The organism is Maribacter hydrothermalis (genome assembly GCF_001913155.1).
In the GTDB taxonomy this organism is placed as follows: Bacteria; Bacteroidota; Bacteroidia; order Flavobacteriales; family Flavobacteriaceae; genus Maribacter; species Maribacter hydrothermalis.
The window spans coordinates 1,035,247-1,053,605 of record NZ_CP018760.1 but is presented as its reverse complement, the minus strand read 5'-3'; the positions used below and the strand labels follow the sequence as shown (position 1 = coordinate 1,053,605).

Sequence of the window (18,359 nt, the reverse complement as noted above, 5' to 3'; positions counted from 1 at the left end):
TATCGTAATTATATGGCTAACCTTATTCCTGTAAATTGCCATTTTAACTCTGTTGGGAAAAAATTTCTATAAGTATGTCTGGCATGTTTGCTAGGTGTAGCTATGGAGCTTCCCCTAAGTACTTTCTGGTTGACCATGAACTTACCATTGTATTCGCCTAATGCACCATCTACTTTTTTATAGTTTGGGTAGGGGAGATAGGCACTTTCTGTCCATTCCCAACGTTGTCCCCAATTAAAAAATTTCTGTGCAACTTCCCACTCAAATTCCGTTGGTAGTCGGCAACCTTTGTATTGTGCAAAAGCAAATGCTTCAAAATAAGAAACATGTGTTACAGGTGCCTTTAACTCAACTTCAGTTAAACCGTTTAAACTATAATAATGCCAAATGCCGTCTATTTTATGCCAGTACAATGGAGCTTTCACTTGGTTTTGCCGAACCCAGTCCCATCCGGCTGCATGCCAAAGGTCAAAACGTTTGTACCCATCTGCTTTTATGAATTCAAGATATTCGGCGTTGGTAATTAGATTGTTTGATATTTGATAATCATTAAGATATACTTTGTGTCTTCCTAATTCATTATCAAAACAGAATTCTGTAGAATTATGACCTATTTCATAAATACCTTCGCTAATATTTATCCAGTTTTGAGGGTGTCTTGTAATAGTAAATTCTTCAAAAGTATCAGAGTATTTGGGTAAAAGCGGGTTGTTCCCTAGAATATATTTAATATCGGTAAGCAGTAATTCTTGATGTTGTTTTTCGTGATGGATTCCTATCTCAAGAACCTCTAGCAGCTTTTGGTCATTATTTGAAGCAAGCAGTTTGTTCATTGCTTTAGTGACATAATGTCGATATTCATAAACCTTTTTTACAGATGGTCTAGATAGATTGCCGCGATCGGCACGAACAACACGTTTACCAACGGTTTCGTAGTAGCTATTGAATATAAATGAAAAATCAGTATCAAATATGTGATATGATTTATCATAGGTTTTAAGAATAAATTCTTCAAAAAACCAGGTAGTATGACCTAAGTGCCATTTTGGAGGTGAGACGTCAATGATAGGTTGTACCACATAATCTTCAATCTCTAGAGGTTTGCAAATAACCTCGGTATGCTCTCTAGTTTCCATAAAGAAATCTACGAGCGTATCTGTACTGACCATGAGAACAATTTTTATTGTAAGTTAAATAAAAATGTACAATAGGTTTTAACTTGAAAAATTAAGATTTTGATGCTATATAGCTACTTTCCCCTTTATATGAGGATGCGGATTGTAATCTTCTAATGAAAAATCTTCGAACTTAAAATCAAAAATATCTTTCACCTCAGGATTTATTTTCATTTTTGGCAATGCTCTAGGTTCTCTACTTAATTGCAGTTCTACCTGCTCCATATGGTTGTTGTATATATGGGCATCACCAAAAGTGTGAATAAAGTCGCCAGCTTCAAAACCACAAACTTGCGCCATCATCATGGTAAATAATGCGTAAGATGCTATGTTAAAAGGAACGCCTAGGAAAATATCTGCGCTACGTTGGTATAATTGGCAAGATAATTTGCCATCGGCAACATAAAACTGAAAGAACGCATGGCAAGGCGGTAAAGCTGCTTTGTTGTTAGCTACATTCTCTGAAAATGATTTGGATGTGTCTGGTAGTACACTAGGGTTCCATGCGGATACTAGCATTCTTCTACTATTGGGATTCGTTTTTAAAGAATGGACAACTTCTTTTATTTGGTCAATTTCATCATCGTTCCAATTACGCCATTGATGGCCATAAACCGGACCAAGATCTCCGTTTTCATCAGCCCATTCGTTCCAAATTCGAACACCGTTATCTTGTAAATACTTAATATTAGTATCACCTTTTAAAAACCAAAGTAGCTCGTAAACTATAGATTTTAAATGTAATTTTTTAGTGGTCACCATTGGGAAACCTTCACTTAGGTCAAAACGCATTTGATACCCAAAAACACTTTTAGTTCCGGTTCCTGTGCGGTCACCCTTTTGGTTTCCTTCTATTAATACATGATTAAGTAAGTCGTGGTATTGTTTCATAAGAATAAAGCTCCTTGAGTCCTTTGCGTAGTAATCTTGCGGAGAAATGATTTTTGTTACTTCAAAAATAAAGAAAGATGATATGTAAAACAGTAGAATAACTTCTCAGTTATCAATAATTATCAACGAAACTATAAGTGTAACCCTTTTGGGGGCTAGGGGGTATTTATCCTAAAATCATACCTGCAATAGTTGCAGAAAGTAATGATGCTAAAGAACCACCAAGAACAGCTTTCATTCCGAATTCAGATAAAGTCTTTCTTTGTCCAGGAGCGAGCGACCCTATGCCACCTATTTGTATACCTATAGAGGCGAAGTTTGCAAAACCACAAAGCATATAAGTAGCCATGATTACAGATTTATTATACTGTAAATGAGGTAGGGTGGCTAGGTCTTTTAGTTCTGCTAATTGAATATAACCTACAAATTCGCTGGCCACTAATTTTATACCTAGTAATTGTCCCATTAACATAATATCTTCATTGGCAACGCCTATGAGCCACATTAAAGGGGCGAAAATTGTACCTAAAATTGCTTCAAGGGAAAATTTTGAATAGGATGTGTTGTCCGCAATCCATGAATTAAGATGTGTTAAATCTCCTGTCCATTCTAAAATTCCATTAACCATTGCAATTATAGCCACAAAAACTAAAAGCATGGCACCAACATTAACTGCGAGTCTTAAACCTTCAGTAGTTCCATTTGATATGGCATCCAATACATTGGCTCCAATTTTTTCAGAAGATACATGGACATCGCTATTTACCTCTTCAGTTTGTGGGTATAACATTTTAGATATTACAATTGCCCCTGGAGCCGCCATTACTGAAGCGGCTAATAAATGCTTAGCGAAAACTAATTGAAGTATTTCGTCTTCACCGCCTAAAAATCCGATATAAGCAGCTAAAACTGCACCCGCAAGAGTTGCCATACCGCCAATCATGACCAATAGAATCTCTGATTTGGTCATTTTTTCTAAATAAGCTTTTATTAATAAAGGAGCTTCAGTTTGTCCAAGAAATATATTTCCGGCAATAGAAAGACTCTCAGGTCCTGAAATACCCAAGGTTTTAGAAAGTGCCCAAGCAAGCCACTTTACTATTTTTTGTATCAATCCTAAATAGTATAATAAGGACGTTAGAGCAGAGAAAAATATAATTGTTGGTAGTACCTGAAAAGCAAATATGTACCCGAAAGTACCCGTGTCTACTACAAGACCTTCAAAAAGAAATTTACTACCTGCGCGGGTAAACTCTAAAATGCTAACAAAGATTCTTCCAATTTGTTCAAAAACCAATTGTACAAATGGAATCTTAAGCACGCCAATAGCAATTACCAACTGTAATGCAAGCCCAATACCAACAGTTTTCCAGTTAATAGCTTTTCTATTAGAACTGAATAAAAACGCAAAAAGTAATAAGACAGCCATTCCAAGAATACCTCTACCAAGACTATTAAGGGAAAAGCCTTCATTTGGTTCCATACCCATAACACTAGCAGTAGCGACATCTTCAACTAAAGTAGTGTCGGCAGTGTCTTGTATGGTTTGAGTTACGTCTACGTCTTGAGCAAATGTAATTGTGGTGAATATTAGTGCGAAAATTAGCAACCATTTGCCCTTTTTCATAAACTATAATTTAATATTAGTTGCGTTTTGAGATTTCATCTCTCAATTTGGCGGCCTTTTCGTAATCTTCGTTCGTTACCGCTTTTTTTAACTCTGCTTCGAGTTCATCTATAGTTAGTTCGGTATAACCATCTGATGCGCCAGATTCTATTTCTATAGTTTCACCTTCTTGTAGAATTTCATCGACCATAATACTATCATCACTATCCTTTTTTTCTTTATCCTTCGATGAGAATTTTAAGAAAATACCAGCTTTGTCTAATATAGTTTTATAGGTGAATATAGGTGCGTTAAAGCGCAGTGCCAGTGCAATAGCATCGCTAGTCCTTGCATCTATAATTTCTTCTATACCGTCTCTTTCGCAGATAATGCTTGAATAAAAAACACCATCCACTAATTTGTGAATTATAACCTGTTTTATAACAATATCAAACCTATCTGAAAAGTTTTTGAAAAGGTCATGTGTTAGCGGTCTTGGGGGCTTAATTTCTTTTTCTAATGCAATTGCAATAGATTGAGCTTCGAAAGCGCCAATGACTATTGGTAATTTTCTATCTCCCTCAACTTCGTTCAAAATAAGTGCGTAAGCACCATTTTGTGTTTGGCTATAGGAAATGCCTTTAATTTTTAAACGTACTAAGCTCATATATCTTTAACTAAAAAAGGCTATTCAAATACTTGAGGCTTCAACTATTTGAACAGCCCTTTAGGGGGCACAAAATAACAAAAAATTACCCGTTTTGCGCTTTAAAATCCTTTAATTTTTCAATCAATTCAGGAACTACTTCAAATGCATCACCAACAATTCCGTAATCAGCAGCCTTAAAAAACGGTGCTTCAGGGTCATTATTGATAACAACTTTTGTTTTAGATGCACTAACACCTGCTAAATGTTGAATAGCCCCAGAGATTCCGATAGCAATGTATAGATTACTTGCCACTGGCTTACCAGTTTGACCAACATGCTCTCCATGAGGTCTCCATCCCAAGTCAGAAACTGGTTTCGAGCATGCGGTTGCTGCACCCAGAACATTTGCAAGTTCTTCGATCATGCCCCAATTTTCAGGACCTTTTAATCCTCTACCTGCAGAAACGACAATATCGGCATCTGCTATAGTAGCTTTACCAACAACTTTATCTATGTCTACAGATTTAGTATCGTTCTTTTTATCATCTTTAGATCCACTAATTTCTTCGACCGTAATAGCTGTTTTGTTTTCGTGTGCTCCAAAGGCGTTATTGGAAACGCCAACGATTTTAACATCGGTATCTATTTGAGTATGTGCAAATCCTTTATTACTAAAGGCAGTTCTTTTAACCATAAACGGAGTAATGCTTTCTGGAGCTGCTACTACGTTAGGTGCGTAACCTGCGGTTAGTTTAGCGGCCAATAAAGGGGCTAAATATTTAGTGTCGGTACTTGAACTTAAAATTACAAGCTTAGCATCTGTGCTTTTAACCGCTTGTGCAATGGTTGCAGCGTAATCGCCTGCATTAAACGTATTAAAAGTTTCATCTTTTATATGAAGTACTTTAGATACTCCATATTCTCCTAAAGATTCATTTTCTGTGCTATTAAATGCTATCGCGGTTACAGTAGTGCCCATCATTTTAGCAACTGCCGAAGCGTAAGAAGCTACTTCTAAAGCGTTCTTTTTAAACTTTCCTTTTTCTGATTCTGTATATACTAAGACTGACATTTTTCTTTAATTTTAATTTGTATTCTTTAAAAGAGAGGTGTTAAATGACTTTAGCTTCTTTATGTAAGAGGTCAATTAACTGATCTACATTATCGGCTAGTTTAACTTGACCTTTTGCAGCTGGTTTGTCGAATTTTTTATCTTCAGTAGCATTTAATCCATCAACAGGTTCTAGAATACCTAAGTTTTTCTTTCTGGCCATCATAATACCTCTCATATTTGGAATACGAAGGTCGCTTTCAGCTACAAGGCCTTTTTGGCCACCGATAACAATTGGCAGAGAACTGCTCAAAGTCTCTTTTCCGCCATCTATTTCTCTTACTGCGGAAACGTTGTTACCATCAATTTCTAAGCTTATACAAGAATTAATGAAATTCATATTAGTAAGTGAAGCTAATATACCGGGTACCATACCGCCGTTATAGTCAATAGATTCTTTACCGCCGATTACAAGATCATAACCACCATTTTTAACTATTTCAGCTAATTGTTGAGCAACATAAAAGCCGTCCGTAGGTTCGGCATTGATTCTAAATGCCTCGTCAGCTCCAATAGCAAGGGCTTTACGCATTGTAGGCTCAACGTTTGGGCCGCCAACAGTTGCAATGTGCACGGTTGCACCTTGTTTTTCTTTGAACCACATTGCTCTTGTTAACCCAAATTCATCATTAGGGTTTATAACAAATTGAACACCATTGGTATCGAATTTAGTATCACCTTCGGAGAAATTTATTTTAGAGGTGGTATCGGGAACATTACTTATACAAACTAATATCTTCATGTTTAAAAACTTTATTTCAATAGCTACGAAGATAACTATTTTATTCTAAATTTATTATGCATGCATAATAAATTTTATAACTTTTTTTAAATAATGCGTTCTGTTATTTGATATTATATTTCCTATTTTTGCTTGCTTTCTAGCATATAACCAAGATTAATATTTTCAATAGATGAAAACACTACAATTTAGAGAAGCGATAGCCGAGGCCATGTCCGAAGAAATGAGAAGGGACGAGTCTATCTATTTGATGGGTGAAGAGGTAGCAGAGTACAATGGAGCATATAAGGCTTCAAAAGGTATGCTTGATGAATTCGGTCCAAAAAGAGTAATTGATACCCCAATTTCGGAACTTGGTTTTGCCGGCATAGGTGTTGGTTCTACGATGACTGGCAATAGGCCAATTATAGAATTTATGACTTTCAATTTCGCATTGGTAGGTATAGATCAAATCATTAACAATGCAGCTAAGATTAGGCAAATGTCTGGTGGGCAGTTTCCTTGTCCTATAGTATTTAGAGGTCCAACGGCTTCGGCAGGTCAATTAGCAGCAACGCATTCACAAGCTTTTGAAAGCTGGTATGCAAATTGTCCTGGCTTAAAAGTAATTGTGCCGTCTAACCCTGCAGATGCCAAAGGGTTGTTAAAAGCAGCGATTCGCGATAATGATCCTGTTATTTTTATGGAATCTGAGCAAATGTATGGTGATAAAGGTGAAGTGCCAGAAGGAGAATATACTATTCCAATAGGTGTTGCGGATATACGTCGCGAGGGTAAGGATGTAACTATCGTATCTTTTGGTAAAATTATTAAAGAAGCGGATAAAGCGGCAGATGAATTAGAGAAAGATGGTATTAGCTGTGAAATCATTGATTTACGTACCGTTAAGCCTTTAGATTATGAAGCGGTTTTAAAATCGGTTAAAAAGACAAATCGTTTAGTGATTTTAGAAGAAGCATGGCCATTTGGTAATGTAGCAACCGAAATTACATACCATGTTCAAGCACATGCATTCGATTATTTAGATGCTCCTATAGTAAAAATCAATACGGCAGATACTCCAGCACCTTACTCTCCAGTGCTGTTGGAAGAGTGGTTGCCAAATTATAAAGATGTAGTTACAGCTGTTAAAAAAGTTTTATATAAATAAAGTATAACTTTGTAAAAGTATCTTAGCTTCTCCGACCAAGTTTGGAGAAGCTTTTTTTATTGATAGGAAAGTAGATTTAAAAAATGCAAGACAATCAAGATTTTTGATGAAAGGTATATTTTTTGTTTTAGTTAGTTTTTGTTTTTTTGTAACAAGCGCCCAAACCAAAGTTGGGGGTATTGTATTAGATGAGCTAGGTGAGCCCGTGTCGTTTGCCAATGTTTTTTTTAAGAATTCTACTGAAGGAACCATTACAAATGATGATGGACGATTTTATATAGAGTCGGAGAATAAGTACTCAACTTTAGTGGTGTCCTTTATTGGGTATACAGAATATGAGCTAGAACTCACTTCAAATGTAAATTTTGATTTGAAAATAACGCTTATAGAGGCCGCTGAGCAACTAAATGAAGTGGTGTTAATATCTGGTAAGCAGTCTAAAAAGAATAATCCGGCAGTTGATATTCTTCGAAAAATTTGGGCTAAGAAAAGGCAGAATGGCGTTCGTCAATTTAATCAATATGCTTTTGATAAGTATGAAAAAGTAGAATTCGATTTAAATACAATTGATAGCTCCTTAATAAAGAGTAAAATTTTTAAAGGACTTGAGTTTGTTTTTCAAGATTTAGATACTTCAAGAATCACAGGAAAAACATATCTGCCAATCTTTTTAAATGAAACTTTTTCAAAAGTTTATGGTGATAATAAACTGAACGAAGAAAAAGAGGATATACTTGGTAATAAAAACTCAGGATTCGAAAACAATCAGGCAATTATAGCTTTTGTTAAAGATTTGTACCAAGAGTATGATGTTTACAATAATTATTTAAAATTTTTTGATAAAAGTTTTACGAGTCCATTGTCTAAAACTGGTGTTGATGTATATAATTATGCACTTCGTGACAGTGCTTTTATTGATAATAAGTGGTGTTATAATATAGTGTACTATCCACGTCGTAAAAATGAGTTGACTTTTAAAGGTGATTTTTGGGTAAATGATTCAACATGGGCTCTAAAGAATATAAATTTACAGGTTACAAAAAGTGCAAATATTAACTGGGTTAAAGAAATCTATATAGAACAAGATTTTGAGGTAGTGAACGATTCGGTATTTTTACTGAAACGCGACTATATGCTAAGCGATTTTAGTTTTAATAAGAAAGAAGAATCACGAGGCATGTATGGCAAAAGAACCACAGTTTATGATAATTATGAATTTGATAAGGTAAAGCCGCGCGAAGTTTATAAAAAAGACCGAAATCCACTAGATGTTTCTCAAATTATTAAAGATGATGACTTCTGGGAGCAGAATAGATTGGAAACTTTAAATAAAGACGAGAAAGGAATTTATAAATTATTAGATACATTAAAAACAGTACCTAAATTTAAATCATACTACAATTTAGTAAGTATACTTGGGTCTGGATATGTAGAGGTGGATAAATGGAACTTAGATTTAGGTTCGGTTTATGATTTCTTCGGATACAATAGTGCGGAGGGACCTCGTGTACGAATTGGTGCAAGAACTTATTTTGGACAAAACGACCCTTGGCGAATTGAAGGGTACACGGCCTACGGATTTAAGGACCAAAAATTTAAACATGGTCTTGCTGGTAAAGTTTTGTTAGATAGAAATAGTAGGTTAATTGTATCTGGTGGTAATAGAAGAGATATAGAGCAACTAGGTGTTAGCCTTACGGCTACAAATGACGTTTTAGGTCGCAGTATCGCTTCATCTTCGTTATTAACGGTAGGTGCCAATAATAGATTAACAAATATTAATCTAAGTGCGCTAAATTTTGAAATAGAACCACTAAATAATTTTAAAGTTTCTGTAGGTGGAACATTTAGGACATTAAGTTCAGCCTTACCTAGTGATTTTAGTTTAGATTATGTAGATCCCGAATCACCAACAGGGGTTTCTTCAGAAATACGTCAATTCGATTTTAATGCTTTAATTCTTTATACTCCAGGTAAGAAAACAATAGGTTACGGAGTAGAACGAAGAGATGTTAATGATACTTACAGTACTTTGTTATTGAATTTTACCAAGGGTACCAAAGGAATTCTTGATAGTGATTTTGACTATAGTAAATTACAGTTTTCGTACAGTCAACCTTGGCAGTTAGGAGGTTTTGGGAGGTTGTTAAGTACGGTTGAACTTGGCAAAACATTTGGAGAAGTTCCTTTAGGTCTTTTAAGTGTGGTACCTGGTAATCAAACTTTTTTCTCTAATTATGGAACTTTTCCAAATTTGGATTTCTATGAATTTGTAACCGACACTTATGCATCGGTTCATTTACAGCATAATTTTAATGGAAGGCTTTTTTCAAGAATTCCATTTTTAAGAAAATATAATTTAAGGGAGATAGTGGCTATACGAGGTGTTTGGGGAGATTTGTCAGACGCTAATAAAGCCTTAAGTGCTCCTGCTACGGTAAACACACCATTAAGAGCACCATCAGAGAATATATATTATGAATATTCTTTTGGAATAGGGAACATTTTTAAAATATTTAGATTGGATTTTAATTTTAGAGGAAATTATTTAGATAATCCTGATGCAAGGCCATTTGGAGTAACTGGAACGTTTGGATTTGTCTTTTAAATCAATTAATTTTTACAATTATAAATAAGAACTAACGTTTTAAATCAAACTATAAATTAAACAACTTAAAATATGGGAGCAGATAAAGGATTAACCTTTGATGTGTTAATAGAAATACCTAAAGGGAGTAGAAACAAATACGAATATGATTTTGCGTTGCATAAAATTCGTTTTGATCGTATGTTATTTTCTTCTATGATGTATCCTGGCGATTATGGTTTTATTCCAGAAACTTTGGCATTAGATAAGGATCCACTTGACGTTTTGGTAATGGGAACGGAACCAACATATCCAATGACGGTAATGGAAGTAAAACCCATAGGGGTTTTTCATATGACCGATGAAAAAGGGCCAGATGAAAAAATTATTTGTGTTCCAATTTCAGACCCTATTTGGAGTAACAATAACGATATAAGTGATTTAAATCCGCATAGATTAAAAGAAATAGAGCACTTCTTTCAAGTGTATAAGGATTTAGAAAAGAAAAAAGTAGATACAGGAGGATGGAGCGATTCTAAAAAGGCGGTAGAAATATACCACGAGTGTGTAAAAAGATATAATGAAAGTGAACATAAAGCAAAACGTACTTTTGTGATATAATTAGTTTTCTTCAATTACAGAACCACTTTTTATATAAAAAGTGGTTTTTTTTTATTCTATTCTAATTTACTACTTTAGCCGCGCTAATTTTATAACTAAACAAACAAAGATTAAATGGAGTCACTAATGATTTACATGCCAATAGTAATGGCTGTTTTAGGCCTAATTTATATGGGTATTAAGAGATCTTGGGTAATGAAACAACATGCCGGAGATGGGAAAATGAAAGAAATATCAGATTACATTTATGAGGGCGCTCTTGCCTTTTTAAGTGCAGAGTATAGACTTCTGGCTGTATTTGTAGTAATTGTAAGTGTATTGCTTGCAATAGTATCTTTTGTAGTTCCAACAACACATTGGTTAATTGTAGTGTCCTTTATATTCGGAGCTATTTTTTCTGCTTTTGCAGGAAACATTGGTATGAAAATCGCGACTAAAACCAACGTACGTACTACGCAGGCGGCAAGAACAAGTTTGCCAAATGCATTGAAAATCTCTTTCGGTGGTGGCACGGTAATGGGTCTTGGTGTTGCAGGTTTGGCAGTTTTAGGCTTAACTATATTTTTTATTGCGTTTTTTCAATTTTTCATGGGTGGTGTTTGGACATCAACAATGGACATGACAATTGTTTTGGAAACGCTGGCTGGTTTTTCTTTGGGTGCGGAATCAATTGCACTTTTTGCACGAGTGGGCGGTGGTATATATACTAAAGCTGCCGATGTAGGGGCCGATTTGGTAGGTAAAGTAGAAGCAGGGATTCCTGAGGATGATCCTCGTAACCCAGCAACGATAGCTGATAACGTAGGTGATAACGTTGGTGATGTTGCAGGTATGGGAGCCGATTTGTTTGGGTCGTACGTTGCAACCGTTTTGGCTGCAATGGTATTAGGGAATTACGTAATTAAAGATATGGGTGGTAATATTTCTGATGCCTTTGGAGGTATTGGTCCTATTTTATTGCCAATGGCAATTGCAGGTGCAGGTATTATCATATCTATAATCGGTACCATGCTGGTAAAAATTAAAAGTAACGATGCAAAAGAAGCTCAAGTTATGGGAGCTTTAAATATTGGTAACTGGACATCTATAATTTTAGTCGCTATTTCTTGTTTCGGATTAGTAACATGGATGTTGCCGGAAACAATGAAAATGGAATTCTTTGGTGAAGGTTTATTGGAAATTTCTTCAATGCGTGTATTCTATGCCACTTTGGTTGGTTTAGTTGTAGGTGCTGTTATTTCTTCGGTAACAGAATATTACACAGGTTTAGGAAAGTCCCCGATTTTAAAAATTGTACAACAATCAAGTACAGGTGCTGGTACAAACATAATTGCAGGATTGGCGACAGGTATGATTTCTACCTTTCCATCTGTATTATTGTTTGCAGGGGCTATTTGGGCATCTTATGCGTTCGCTGGTTTTTATGGTGTTGCTTTAGCAGCATCTGCTATGATGGCTACTACAGCTATGCAATTAGCAATTGATGCGTTCGGTCCAATATCTGATAATGCAGGTGGTATTGCAGAAATGAGTGAGCAAGAACCTATAGTAAGAGAAAGAACAGATATATTAGATTCAGTAGGTAATACAACTGCAGCTACTGGTAAAGGTTTTGCTATTGCTTCTGCAGCATTAACTTCTTTAGCATTATTTGCAGCCTATGTAACGTTTACAGGAATAGACGGTATTAACATATTTAAAGCTCCAGTCCTAGCAATGTTGTTTGTTGGTGGCATGGTGCCAGTTGTATTTTCAGCTTTAGCAATGAATGCTGTAGGTAAAGCAGCAATGGAAATGGTACAGGAAGTTAGACGTCAGTTTAGAGAAATTCCTGGTATTATGGAAGGTACAGGAAAGCCAGAATACGATAAATGTGTGGCTATCTCTACACAGGCATCACTTAAAGAAATGATGTTACCCGGCTTGTTAACTATAGGTTTTCCATTAGTAATTGCTTTTGTTCCAATGTTGTTTGGAATGAATAAATTGGCAATCGCAGAGATGTTAGGAGGTTATATGGCTGGTGTTACTGTTTCAGGTGTGTTATGGGCTATTTTCCAGAATAACGCTGGTGGTGCTTGGGATAACGCTAAGAAGTCTTTTGAGGCAGGTGTAGAGATTAATGGAGAAATGACATATAAAGGTTCTGAAGCACACAAAGCAGCTGTAACAGGGGATACTGTTGGTGACCCTTTTAAAGATACTTCTGGGCCTTCAATGAACATCCTTATTAAATTAACATGTTTAATTGGGTTAGTAATTGCACCAATATTAGGTGGTCATGCAGAAGAAGGTGTAGCCATGTTAAATGACACCAAAGAAGTTACTATAGAATTGAATGTAGGAAACGCAGATCTAGCAGAGGCAAATGTTACATATACTACAACCGTTAACGGAGAAGCTATTACTGAAAAAGTAACGTATACAGGTACTAAATCTGAAGTGGATGCTAAATTGGCTGAATTTGAAAATGCCAGTATTCAAAAAAAAGGTACTACTACCGAAGTTACCATTGAAAAAGTGGAAATTAATAAATAGAACTTCTTACTTATACAATAAAAACCATCAGTCTAACTGATGGTTTTTTTGTGCAATTAGTTATTGTAGTTTAAAAGTTATAGGAATACTAAAAGGTACTTTAACGGCTGAGCCTCTTTGTTTTCCAGGAGTCATCTTTGGTAGTTTAGAAAGTATCCGTGCAGCTTCTGCTTCAAGTAATTCATGCGGACCTCTTTTTAGAATAGCACCAATACTACCATCTTTATTAATTATAAACTGTGTATTTACTCTACCTTGCAATCCCATTTCCTGAGCCAGTTCTGGATAGCGAAAGTTCTTTCGAATATGCTTTTGCATCATATCATTAAAGCAAGCGCGTTTATCCGTTTCATTTTCGCAACCAGGAAAAACAGGAACTTCTTCAATTGTAACCCAATTTACATCTACTTCCTCAGGTTCATCTATAACTTTTAAATCTGTTGGGTCAATAACTTCGGTATCTGGTGTTACTTCAATGGCGATAACTTCTGTTTCTTCAATAGGATTATCATCTTCAATAATTTCTATTTCAATGGGTAAAACTAGTGGTTTAGGAGGAGGAGTAACCTGTAATTGGTAAATAGGGGCATCTTCCTCTATACTGGCATCAACCTTGTTTAATCCTAAGTCATCATATTGAATTTTATCAAAGGTTTTCCATTCCAAGGCTACAAACACCATGGCTAAAACAAGTAGTAGTCCAAATACAAAGTACATACTGCTCTTTCTGTTTAAATCTTTCTGCGGATTTTTTTTTGGTTCCATAATTTTAAAATTTAGACTTGCGTAAAACAAGTAGGGTTATTAATCGTTTGCTTTCATAAAGTTATTTTATAGATTAAGGATATAAAACCGAGAATGAGTCAGTCGTGGTTTTCAATGAGTGAAATCGATTTTTTATTAAACTGAATTCTTTGGTTTTGACTTAACTAGGGTAGTATTTCATTAATTATGTAAAAAATTATTTAAAAGGTTGTTGAAAGACCGTAATTTTAACGCGATGGGTATTTTCAAAAAAGACAAGCTTCAGATTATTAACTTTCAGTCTTACGGTAGTGCAACCCGGCTTTATGTGCGTGGTCGTGCTATTGAAGATGAAAATATTGATTTAGATCAAAAAGGTATTTTCAATTTAATGGGGAATACATGGAAGCGGTTTGAAACGGATGAAGTTAGAAATACAGCACTTAAAATTACTTTTGCCAACGGAGAAACCGTAGAGGGTACTACTGATGACGATGGTTATTATTTGTTTGATGAGCAAATTGAGGGACTTCAGAAATTAGCTAATGATGAAGGTTGGGTGAAATTTGAGCTTTCATTTGCTGACATGAATTTAAAAAGGGAAATAATATTGCAAAATCGATTTCCGGGTGAAATGCTTATTCCTAGTGACCATGCTAAATTTGGGGTAATTAGCGATATAGATGATACCATTTTACATACAGGCGTAGTATCTTCTTTGAAATGGAAGGTAATAATTAATACTATGTTTAAGCGAGCCACTAAGCGTTTGCAACTTGAAGGCGCTTCGGATTTTTACATGAAACTACATAACGGGAAAACGGGTGAAGAGGCAAATCCAATATTTTATGTGAGCCACAGCCCATGGAATTTATATCGGTATTTAGAACTTTTTTTAAAAACAAATAACTTTCCTAAAGGACCTATTTTATTACGTAGTATGGCTAGCTTTAGAATGCGCAGAAAGAATGATGAGAAGCCACAAAAACAGCGTGAAATAAGTAACCTTTTAAAAGCTTACCCTAATTTGTCTTTTATTTTAATTGGGGATAGTGGAGAAAAAGATGGGGATATTTATCAAGAAATATCTACTTTGTTTCCAGGACGTATAAAAGCTATTTATTTAAGAACTGTAAATCATTCAAAACGAATGGCCCGTATAGAAAATCTTTTTTCCAATTTTACTGATATTCCTTTTTTAATGGTGAACAAAACTTCGGAAGCTATAGAGCATGCTAAAAAGAATGGTTTTATTTAAAGTTTAATTACCAGAAATATTTTTTATTGGAAGCCATCTGTTTTCATCAAAATTATTTAGTGCATTAATTAATTGAAAGCATTTAAAATTTTGCAAATCAGACTCCCTTATGTTAGCTTCCATAATTAGGTTTTTAGCTAAAAGTCTGGCTCTACATGTGCCATTTAAAAGTGGGGTAGATGGTGTTACTATTTTGTTTCCATCTGTAAAAAGTATGTTAGAATATGAAGCATCGGTAATACATCCCTTTTTAACTATTAATACATCGTCAAAGTCTCCTTTTTGTAAGTAGAGGTTATTTAATTTTTTGCGATTGTTTTGTTTTAAGGCATAAGATATGGTATCGTCGCTAACAAGTTTAAGTGATGTAGGTATGCTATTTTCATATTTAGAAATAGAAAATCGCGTACCATGTTGCTTATAGCCAATACGTAATTTGTATTTTATGGTGTTGTCCAAATTCGTTAAATGAATACCATCGAATAAAGAATAGTTAGGATAGGATTTATAAAGTTGCACATAAGATGTTCTAAATCTAGCTTCGTGGTATTGGGCATTCTTAATTTGACTATTCTCAATACAAACTGACTCAAAAAGTGGGTACATATATTTTTTCTAGAAGTTCTTGGTATTCCTCGTCTAGCGAGCTTAAATGTGTAATTCCGCCACCACTTTTGTAATAGTATTGTCCGTTTATGTGTTCAATAAAACGAATATTGACTGCGCTATCTATTTCATGACCATCAAAAACGCCAAATACCCCAGTATAAAACCCTCTTGGCATAATTTCAACTTGCTCAATAATATCAATCGTTTTTTTCTTTGGTGCTCCGCTAATTGAGCCAGCGGGAAGCGTTTTTAATAGTAAACTAGCAAAATTATCTTTCCATGTTTTTGGTAATTTACCTTGTATTTCGGTGCTTGTTTGTAACAGTTCTTGCTCTCCTTTATTAATTTTTTCGACAAACCTAAATTTATTGACACGAACATTTTTGGCAATCATAGAAAGGTCGTTTCTTATAAGGTCTACAATGGTGTTATGCTCGTAAAGTTCTTTTTTATTAGTGAGTAATAATTCTTCCGCATTTGGCATATCATTACTGATAGTGCCTTTCATAGGGTAAGAAAAAATGTTACCATCTTTAATTTTTAAATAGCACTCTGGAGAAAAAAGAACAAAGTTATCTTTATATAAAAGTTTATAGGGAGCAGATGCTTTTTGGTATATTTCTTTTAAGTCAACCCCTGGTTTTAAAGGTGTAGGGAATGTAAGATTAAGTAAAAAGCTATTTCCGTTGTTTATTTCTTTTTTAACCTTAGAAAAAGCTTTTTCATAAGTTACCTTAGATATAGGCTTTGGTTTTAGGAGGATAGGTTTTTTATCAGCTACATTGTTTACTAGTAAATCGTCATTTCCAACTCCTTTAATATTGAAATAAATGTTTTCACGAGCGGCTTCTTCAAAAGAATAAACCAGTTTTTTAGATTTTTTGAAATCAATAATAAACAAAAACGGCTCTTCTTTTTGAAGAAGTTGGGTTACTTTCTGTTCAAAATTTTCCAAAGGGGCCGTTGTTAATGCTGTGCGAACTAAAATAAGCCGTTTATTTCAGCGTCAATTTTATTCAATACTAGTCCTAGGTCTTCAGGGTTATCAACAAAATCTAAATCGTCGACATCTATAATAAGCATTTTACCTTTTTCATATCCATGCACCCAAGCTTCATAACGTTCGTTTAATCTGCTTAGGTAATCAATAGAAATAGTGTTTTCATATTCTCTGCCTCTTTTGTGAATTTGTTTTACCAAATTAGGTATAGAGCTGCGTAGGTAAATAAGTAGATCTGGTGGGTCTACTAAACTTTCCATTAGTTCAAATAAACTAGAGTAATTTTGAAAATCACGATTGGTCATTAATCCCATAGCATGCAAGTTAGGAGCAAAAATATGAGCATCTTCATAAATAGTTCTGTCCTGTATTATTTCCTTACCGCTTTCCTTAATTTGGAGAATTTGGCGGTACCTACTGTTTAAAAAGTATATCTGAAGGTTAAAGCTCCAGCGTTCCATTTGATTGTAAAAATCATCTAAATATGGGTTTTCCACTACATCTTCAAAATGTGCTTCCCACTTGTAATGTTTGGATAGTAATCTGGTCAAGGTTGTTTTTCCTGCACCAATATTTCCGGCAACTGCTATGTGCATAGAATTAAATTGATTAATGGTTGTATTGTTAATCTAACATAGATTAGATGGTACAAGATACGAGATAACATCAGGAAGTAAAAACATATTAGGTATATGACTTAAAAAAAATATCGAAGTTGAAATATTATCAAAGTTCAATTAAACCATAAACAAAAAAAGATGTCAAACTATCATTCTAATATACATACCACATGAAATATAATTGGTTTGTGGCATTTATGATTGTTTTTTTGAGCGTTGGCTTACAAGCACAAGATTTTCAAGGTAAGGCAGTTTACCAAAGCAAAACTCAAGTGAATTTTGATTTTGGGAATAGAAATATACCAGAGGATAGAAAGAAGGATATGATGGCGCGTATAAAAAGGGCAAATGAAAAAACCTTTGTGCTAAATTTCGATAAAACAGCATCTATTTATAAAGAGGAAGAAAAGCTGGAACAACCAGGTGAAAGAGGTGGTGGTCGTGGTCCGCGTTTTGGAGCTATGGCTGGTATTGATGGTGATTTGTACAAGAACATTCAAGAGCAGCGCTATTTGATAAAGAATGAATTACTGGGTAAAATATTCTTGATCGATGATGAATTAGAAGCCTTAGAGTGGAAAATGGGTAGTGAATCTAAGAAAATTGGCAATTACACTGCCTTTAAAGCAACAGCTACAAAGACCATTAAGCGACCAAATATGAGCGCTATTTTCAGAAGACCGGGTAGGGGAGAAGAACATAAGGAGGAAGAGAAAAAAGAGGAAGAATTTACGATAAAAGAAGTGGAAATAGTAGCGTGGTATACTCCTGAAATCCCTATTAATCAAGGTCCGGGGTTGTATTGGGGTCTTCCAGGTTTAATACTCGCGGTAAACGATGATATTACAACTATCGTTTGCTCTGAAATTACGATGAATCCGTCAGAGAAAATTGAAATAAAGGCGCCAACTAAAGGCAAGAAAGTAACGCAGGCAGAATATGATGAAATCTCTCAAGAGAAAATGAAAGAAATGCGTGAAAATTTCAGAAACCGCGGCGGTCGTGATGGCGGTAGGGCAAACTAAAATAGTACTTCATAATTCATTCTTTTTTATAAC

Annotated in this window: 16 protein-coding genes; 6 read left to right on the top strand and 10 right to left on the bottom strand. The window is 34.9% G+C overall.

Annotated elements, in window-relative coordinates; translation table 11 throughout:
- Nucleotides 1-8: 8 nt before the first annotated feature.
- The 6 genes from egtB to BTR34_RS04535 form a co-directional block, all read right to left on the bottom strand.
- The gene (gene egtB / locus BTR34_RS04560; protein WP_068481981.1) at nt 9-1,169 is read right to left on the bottom strand and encodes an ergothioneine biosynthesis protein EgtB; all 1,161 of its coding nucleotides are present in this window, start codon (nt 1,167-1,169) and stop codon (nt 9-11) included.
- 72 nt (nt 1,170-1,241) lie between these two features.
- Nucleotides 1,242-2,066, bottom strand: coding sequence for a thymidylate synthase (locus BTR34_RS04555; protein ID WP_068481984.1), 825 nt, complete (start codon nt 2,064-2,066; stop codon nt 1,242-1,244).
- Between the two features lie 166 nt (nt 2,067-2,232).
- The gene (locus BTR34_RS04550) at nt 2,233-3,693 is read right to left on the bottom strand and encodes a NupC/NupG family nucleoside CNT transporter (protein WP_068481987.1); all 1,461 of its coding nucleotides are present in this window, start codon (nt 3,691-3,693) and stop codon (nt 2,233-2,235) included.
- A gap of 16 nt (nt 3,694-3,709) precedes the next feature.
- The gene (locus BTR34_RS04545; RefSeq protein WP_068481989.1) at nt 3,710-4,339 is read right to left on the bottom strand and encodes a bifunctional nuclease family protein; all 630 of its coding nucleotides are present in this window, start codon (nt 4,337-4,339) and stop codon (nt 3,710-3,712) included.
- A gap of 85 nt (nt 4,340-4,424) precedes the next feature.
- Entirely contained in the window at nt 4,425-5,393 is a 969-nt protein-coding gene (locus tag BTR34_RS04540; RefSeq protein ID WP_068481991.1) for an electron transfer flavoprotein subunit alpha/FixB family protein, read from the bottom strand.
- A 40-nt stretch (nt 5,394-5,433) separates the two neighbouring features.
- Nucleotides 5,434-6,174, bottom strand: a complete 741-nt coding sequence (locus BTR34_RS04535; protein ID WP_068481994.1) for an electron transfer flavoprotein subunit beta/FixA family protein — start codon at nt 6,172-6,174, stop codon at nt 5,434-5,436.
- Between the two features lie 172 nt (nt 6,175-6,346).
- Here BTR34_RS04535 and BTR34_RS04530 point away from each other — a divergent pair, with 172 nt between their 5' ends.
- The 4 genes from BTR34_RS04530 (at nt 6,347) to BTR34_RS04515 (ending at nt 13,070) form a co-directional block, all read left to right on the top strand.
- On the top strand, nt 6,347-7,324 hold the full coding sequence (locus BTR34_RS04530) for a pyruvate dehydrogenase complex E1 component subunit beta (protein ID WP_068481996.1): 978 nt from the start codon (nt 6,347-6,349) through the stop codon (nt 7,322-7,324).
- Nucleotides 7,325-7,430: 106 nt separating this feature from the next.
- Nucleotides 7,431-9,932 (top strand): DUF5686 family protein, encoded by a 2,502-nt coding sequence (locus BTR34_RS04525; RefSeq protein WP_068481999.1) that lies wholly within the window; start codon nt 7,431-7,433, stop codon nt 9,930-9,932.
- Between the two features lie 72 nt (nt 9,933-10,004).
- The gene (locus BTR34_RS04520; RefSeq protein ID WP_068482001.1) at nt 10,005-10,532 is read left to right on the top strand and encodes an inorganic diphosphatase; all 528 of its coding nucleotides are present in this window, start codon (nt 10,005-10,007) and stop codon (nt 10,530-10,532) included.
- A 114-nt stretch (nt 10,533-10,646) separates the two neighbouring features.
- Entirely contained in the window at nt 10,647-13,070 is a 2,424-nt protein-coding gene (locus BTR34_RS04515; RefSeq protein WP_068482004.1) for a sodium-translocating pyrophosphatase, read from the top strand.
- Nucleotides 13,071-13,130: 60 nt separating this feature from the next.
- Here BTR34_RS04515 and BTR34_RS04510 read toward each other — a convergent pair whose 3' ends face one another.
- Nucleotides 13,131-13,835 (bottom strand): energy transducer TonB, encoded by a 705-nt coding sequence (locus BTR34_RS04510; protein WP_068482007.1) that lies wholly within the window; start codon nt 13,833-13,835, stop codon nt 13,131-13,133.
- Between the two features lie 211 nt (nt 13,836-14,046).
- Between BTR34_RS04510 and BTR34_RS04505 the strand changes: the two genes are divergently transcribed.
- Nucleotides 14,047-15,072 (top strand): App1 family protein, encoded by a 1,026-nt coding sequence (locus BTR34_RS04505; RefSeq protein WP_317039565.1) that lies wholly within the window; start codon nt 14,047-14,049, stop codon nt 15,070-15,072.
- 3 nt (nt 15,073-15,075) lie between these two features.
- Here the strand turns inward: BTR34_RS04505 and BTR34_RS04500 are convergent, their stop codons facing one another.
- Genes BTR34_RS04500 through BTR34_RS04490 form a run of 3 tightly spaced genes read right to left on the bottom strand, consistent with a single transcriptional unit; the run spans nt 15,076 to nt 17,277 of the window.
- Nucleotides 15,076-15,678: an aminotransferase class IV gene (locus tag BTR34_RS04500; RefSeq protein ID WP_068482014.1), complete on the bottom strand. Its 603-nt coding sequence runs from the start codon at nt 15,676-15,678 to the stop codon at nt 15,076-15,078.
- Nucleotides 15,662-16,636 carry an aminodeoxychorismate synthase component I gene (locus BTR34_RS04495; protein ID WP_068482017.1) on the bottom strand — a complete coding sequence of 325 codons (975 nt, stop codon included), beginning with the start codon at nt 16,634-16,636 and terminating at the stop codon, nt 15,662-15,664. The genes BTR34_RS04500 and BTR34_RS04495 overlap by 17 nt, the downstream gene beginning before the upstream one ends.
- A 26-nt stretch (nt 16,637-16,662) precedes the next feature.
- Nucleotides 16,663-17,277 carry a deoxynucleoside kinase gene (locus BTR34_RS04490; RefSeq protein ID WP_068482020.1) on the bottom strand — a complete coding sequence of 205 codons (615 nt, stop codon included), beginning with the start codon at nt 17,275-17,277 and terminating at the stop codon, nt 16,663-16,665.
- Between the two features lie 194 nt (nt 17,278-17,471).
- Here BTR34_RS04490 and BTR34_RS04485 point away from each other — a divergent pair, with 194 nt between their 5' ends.
- A complete protein-coding gene (locus tag BTR34_RS04485) occupies nt 17,472-18,326 on the top strand; it encodes a GLPGLI family protein (protein WP_068482023.1) in 855 nt (284 codons plus the stop codon).
- The last annotated feature ends 33 nt before the right edge of the window (nt 18,327-18,359 follow it).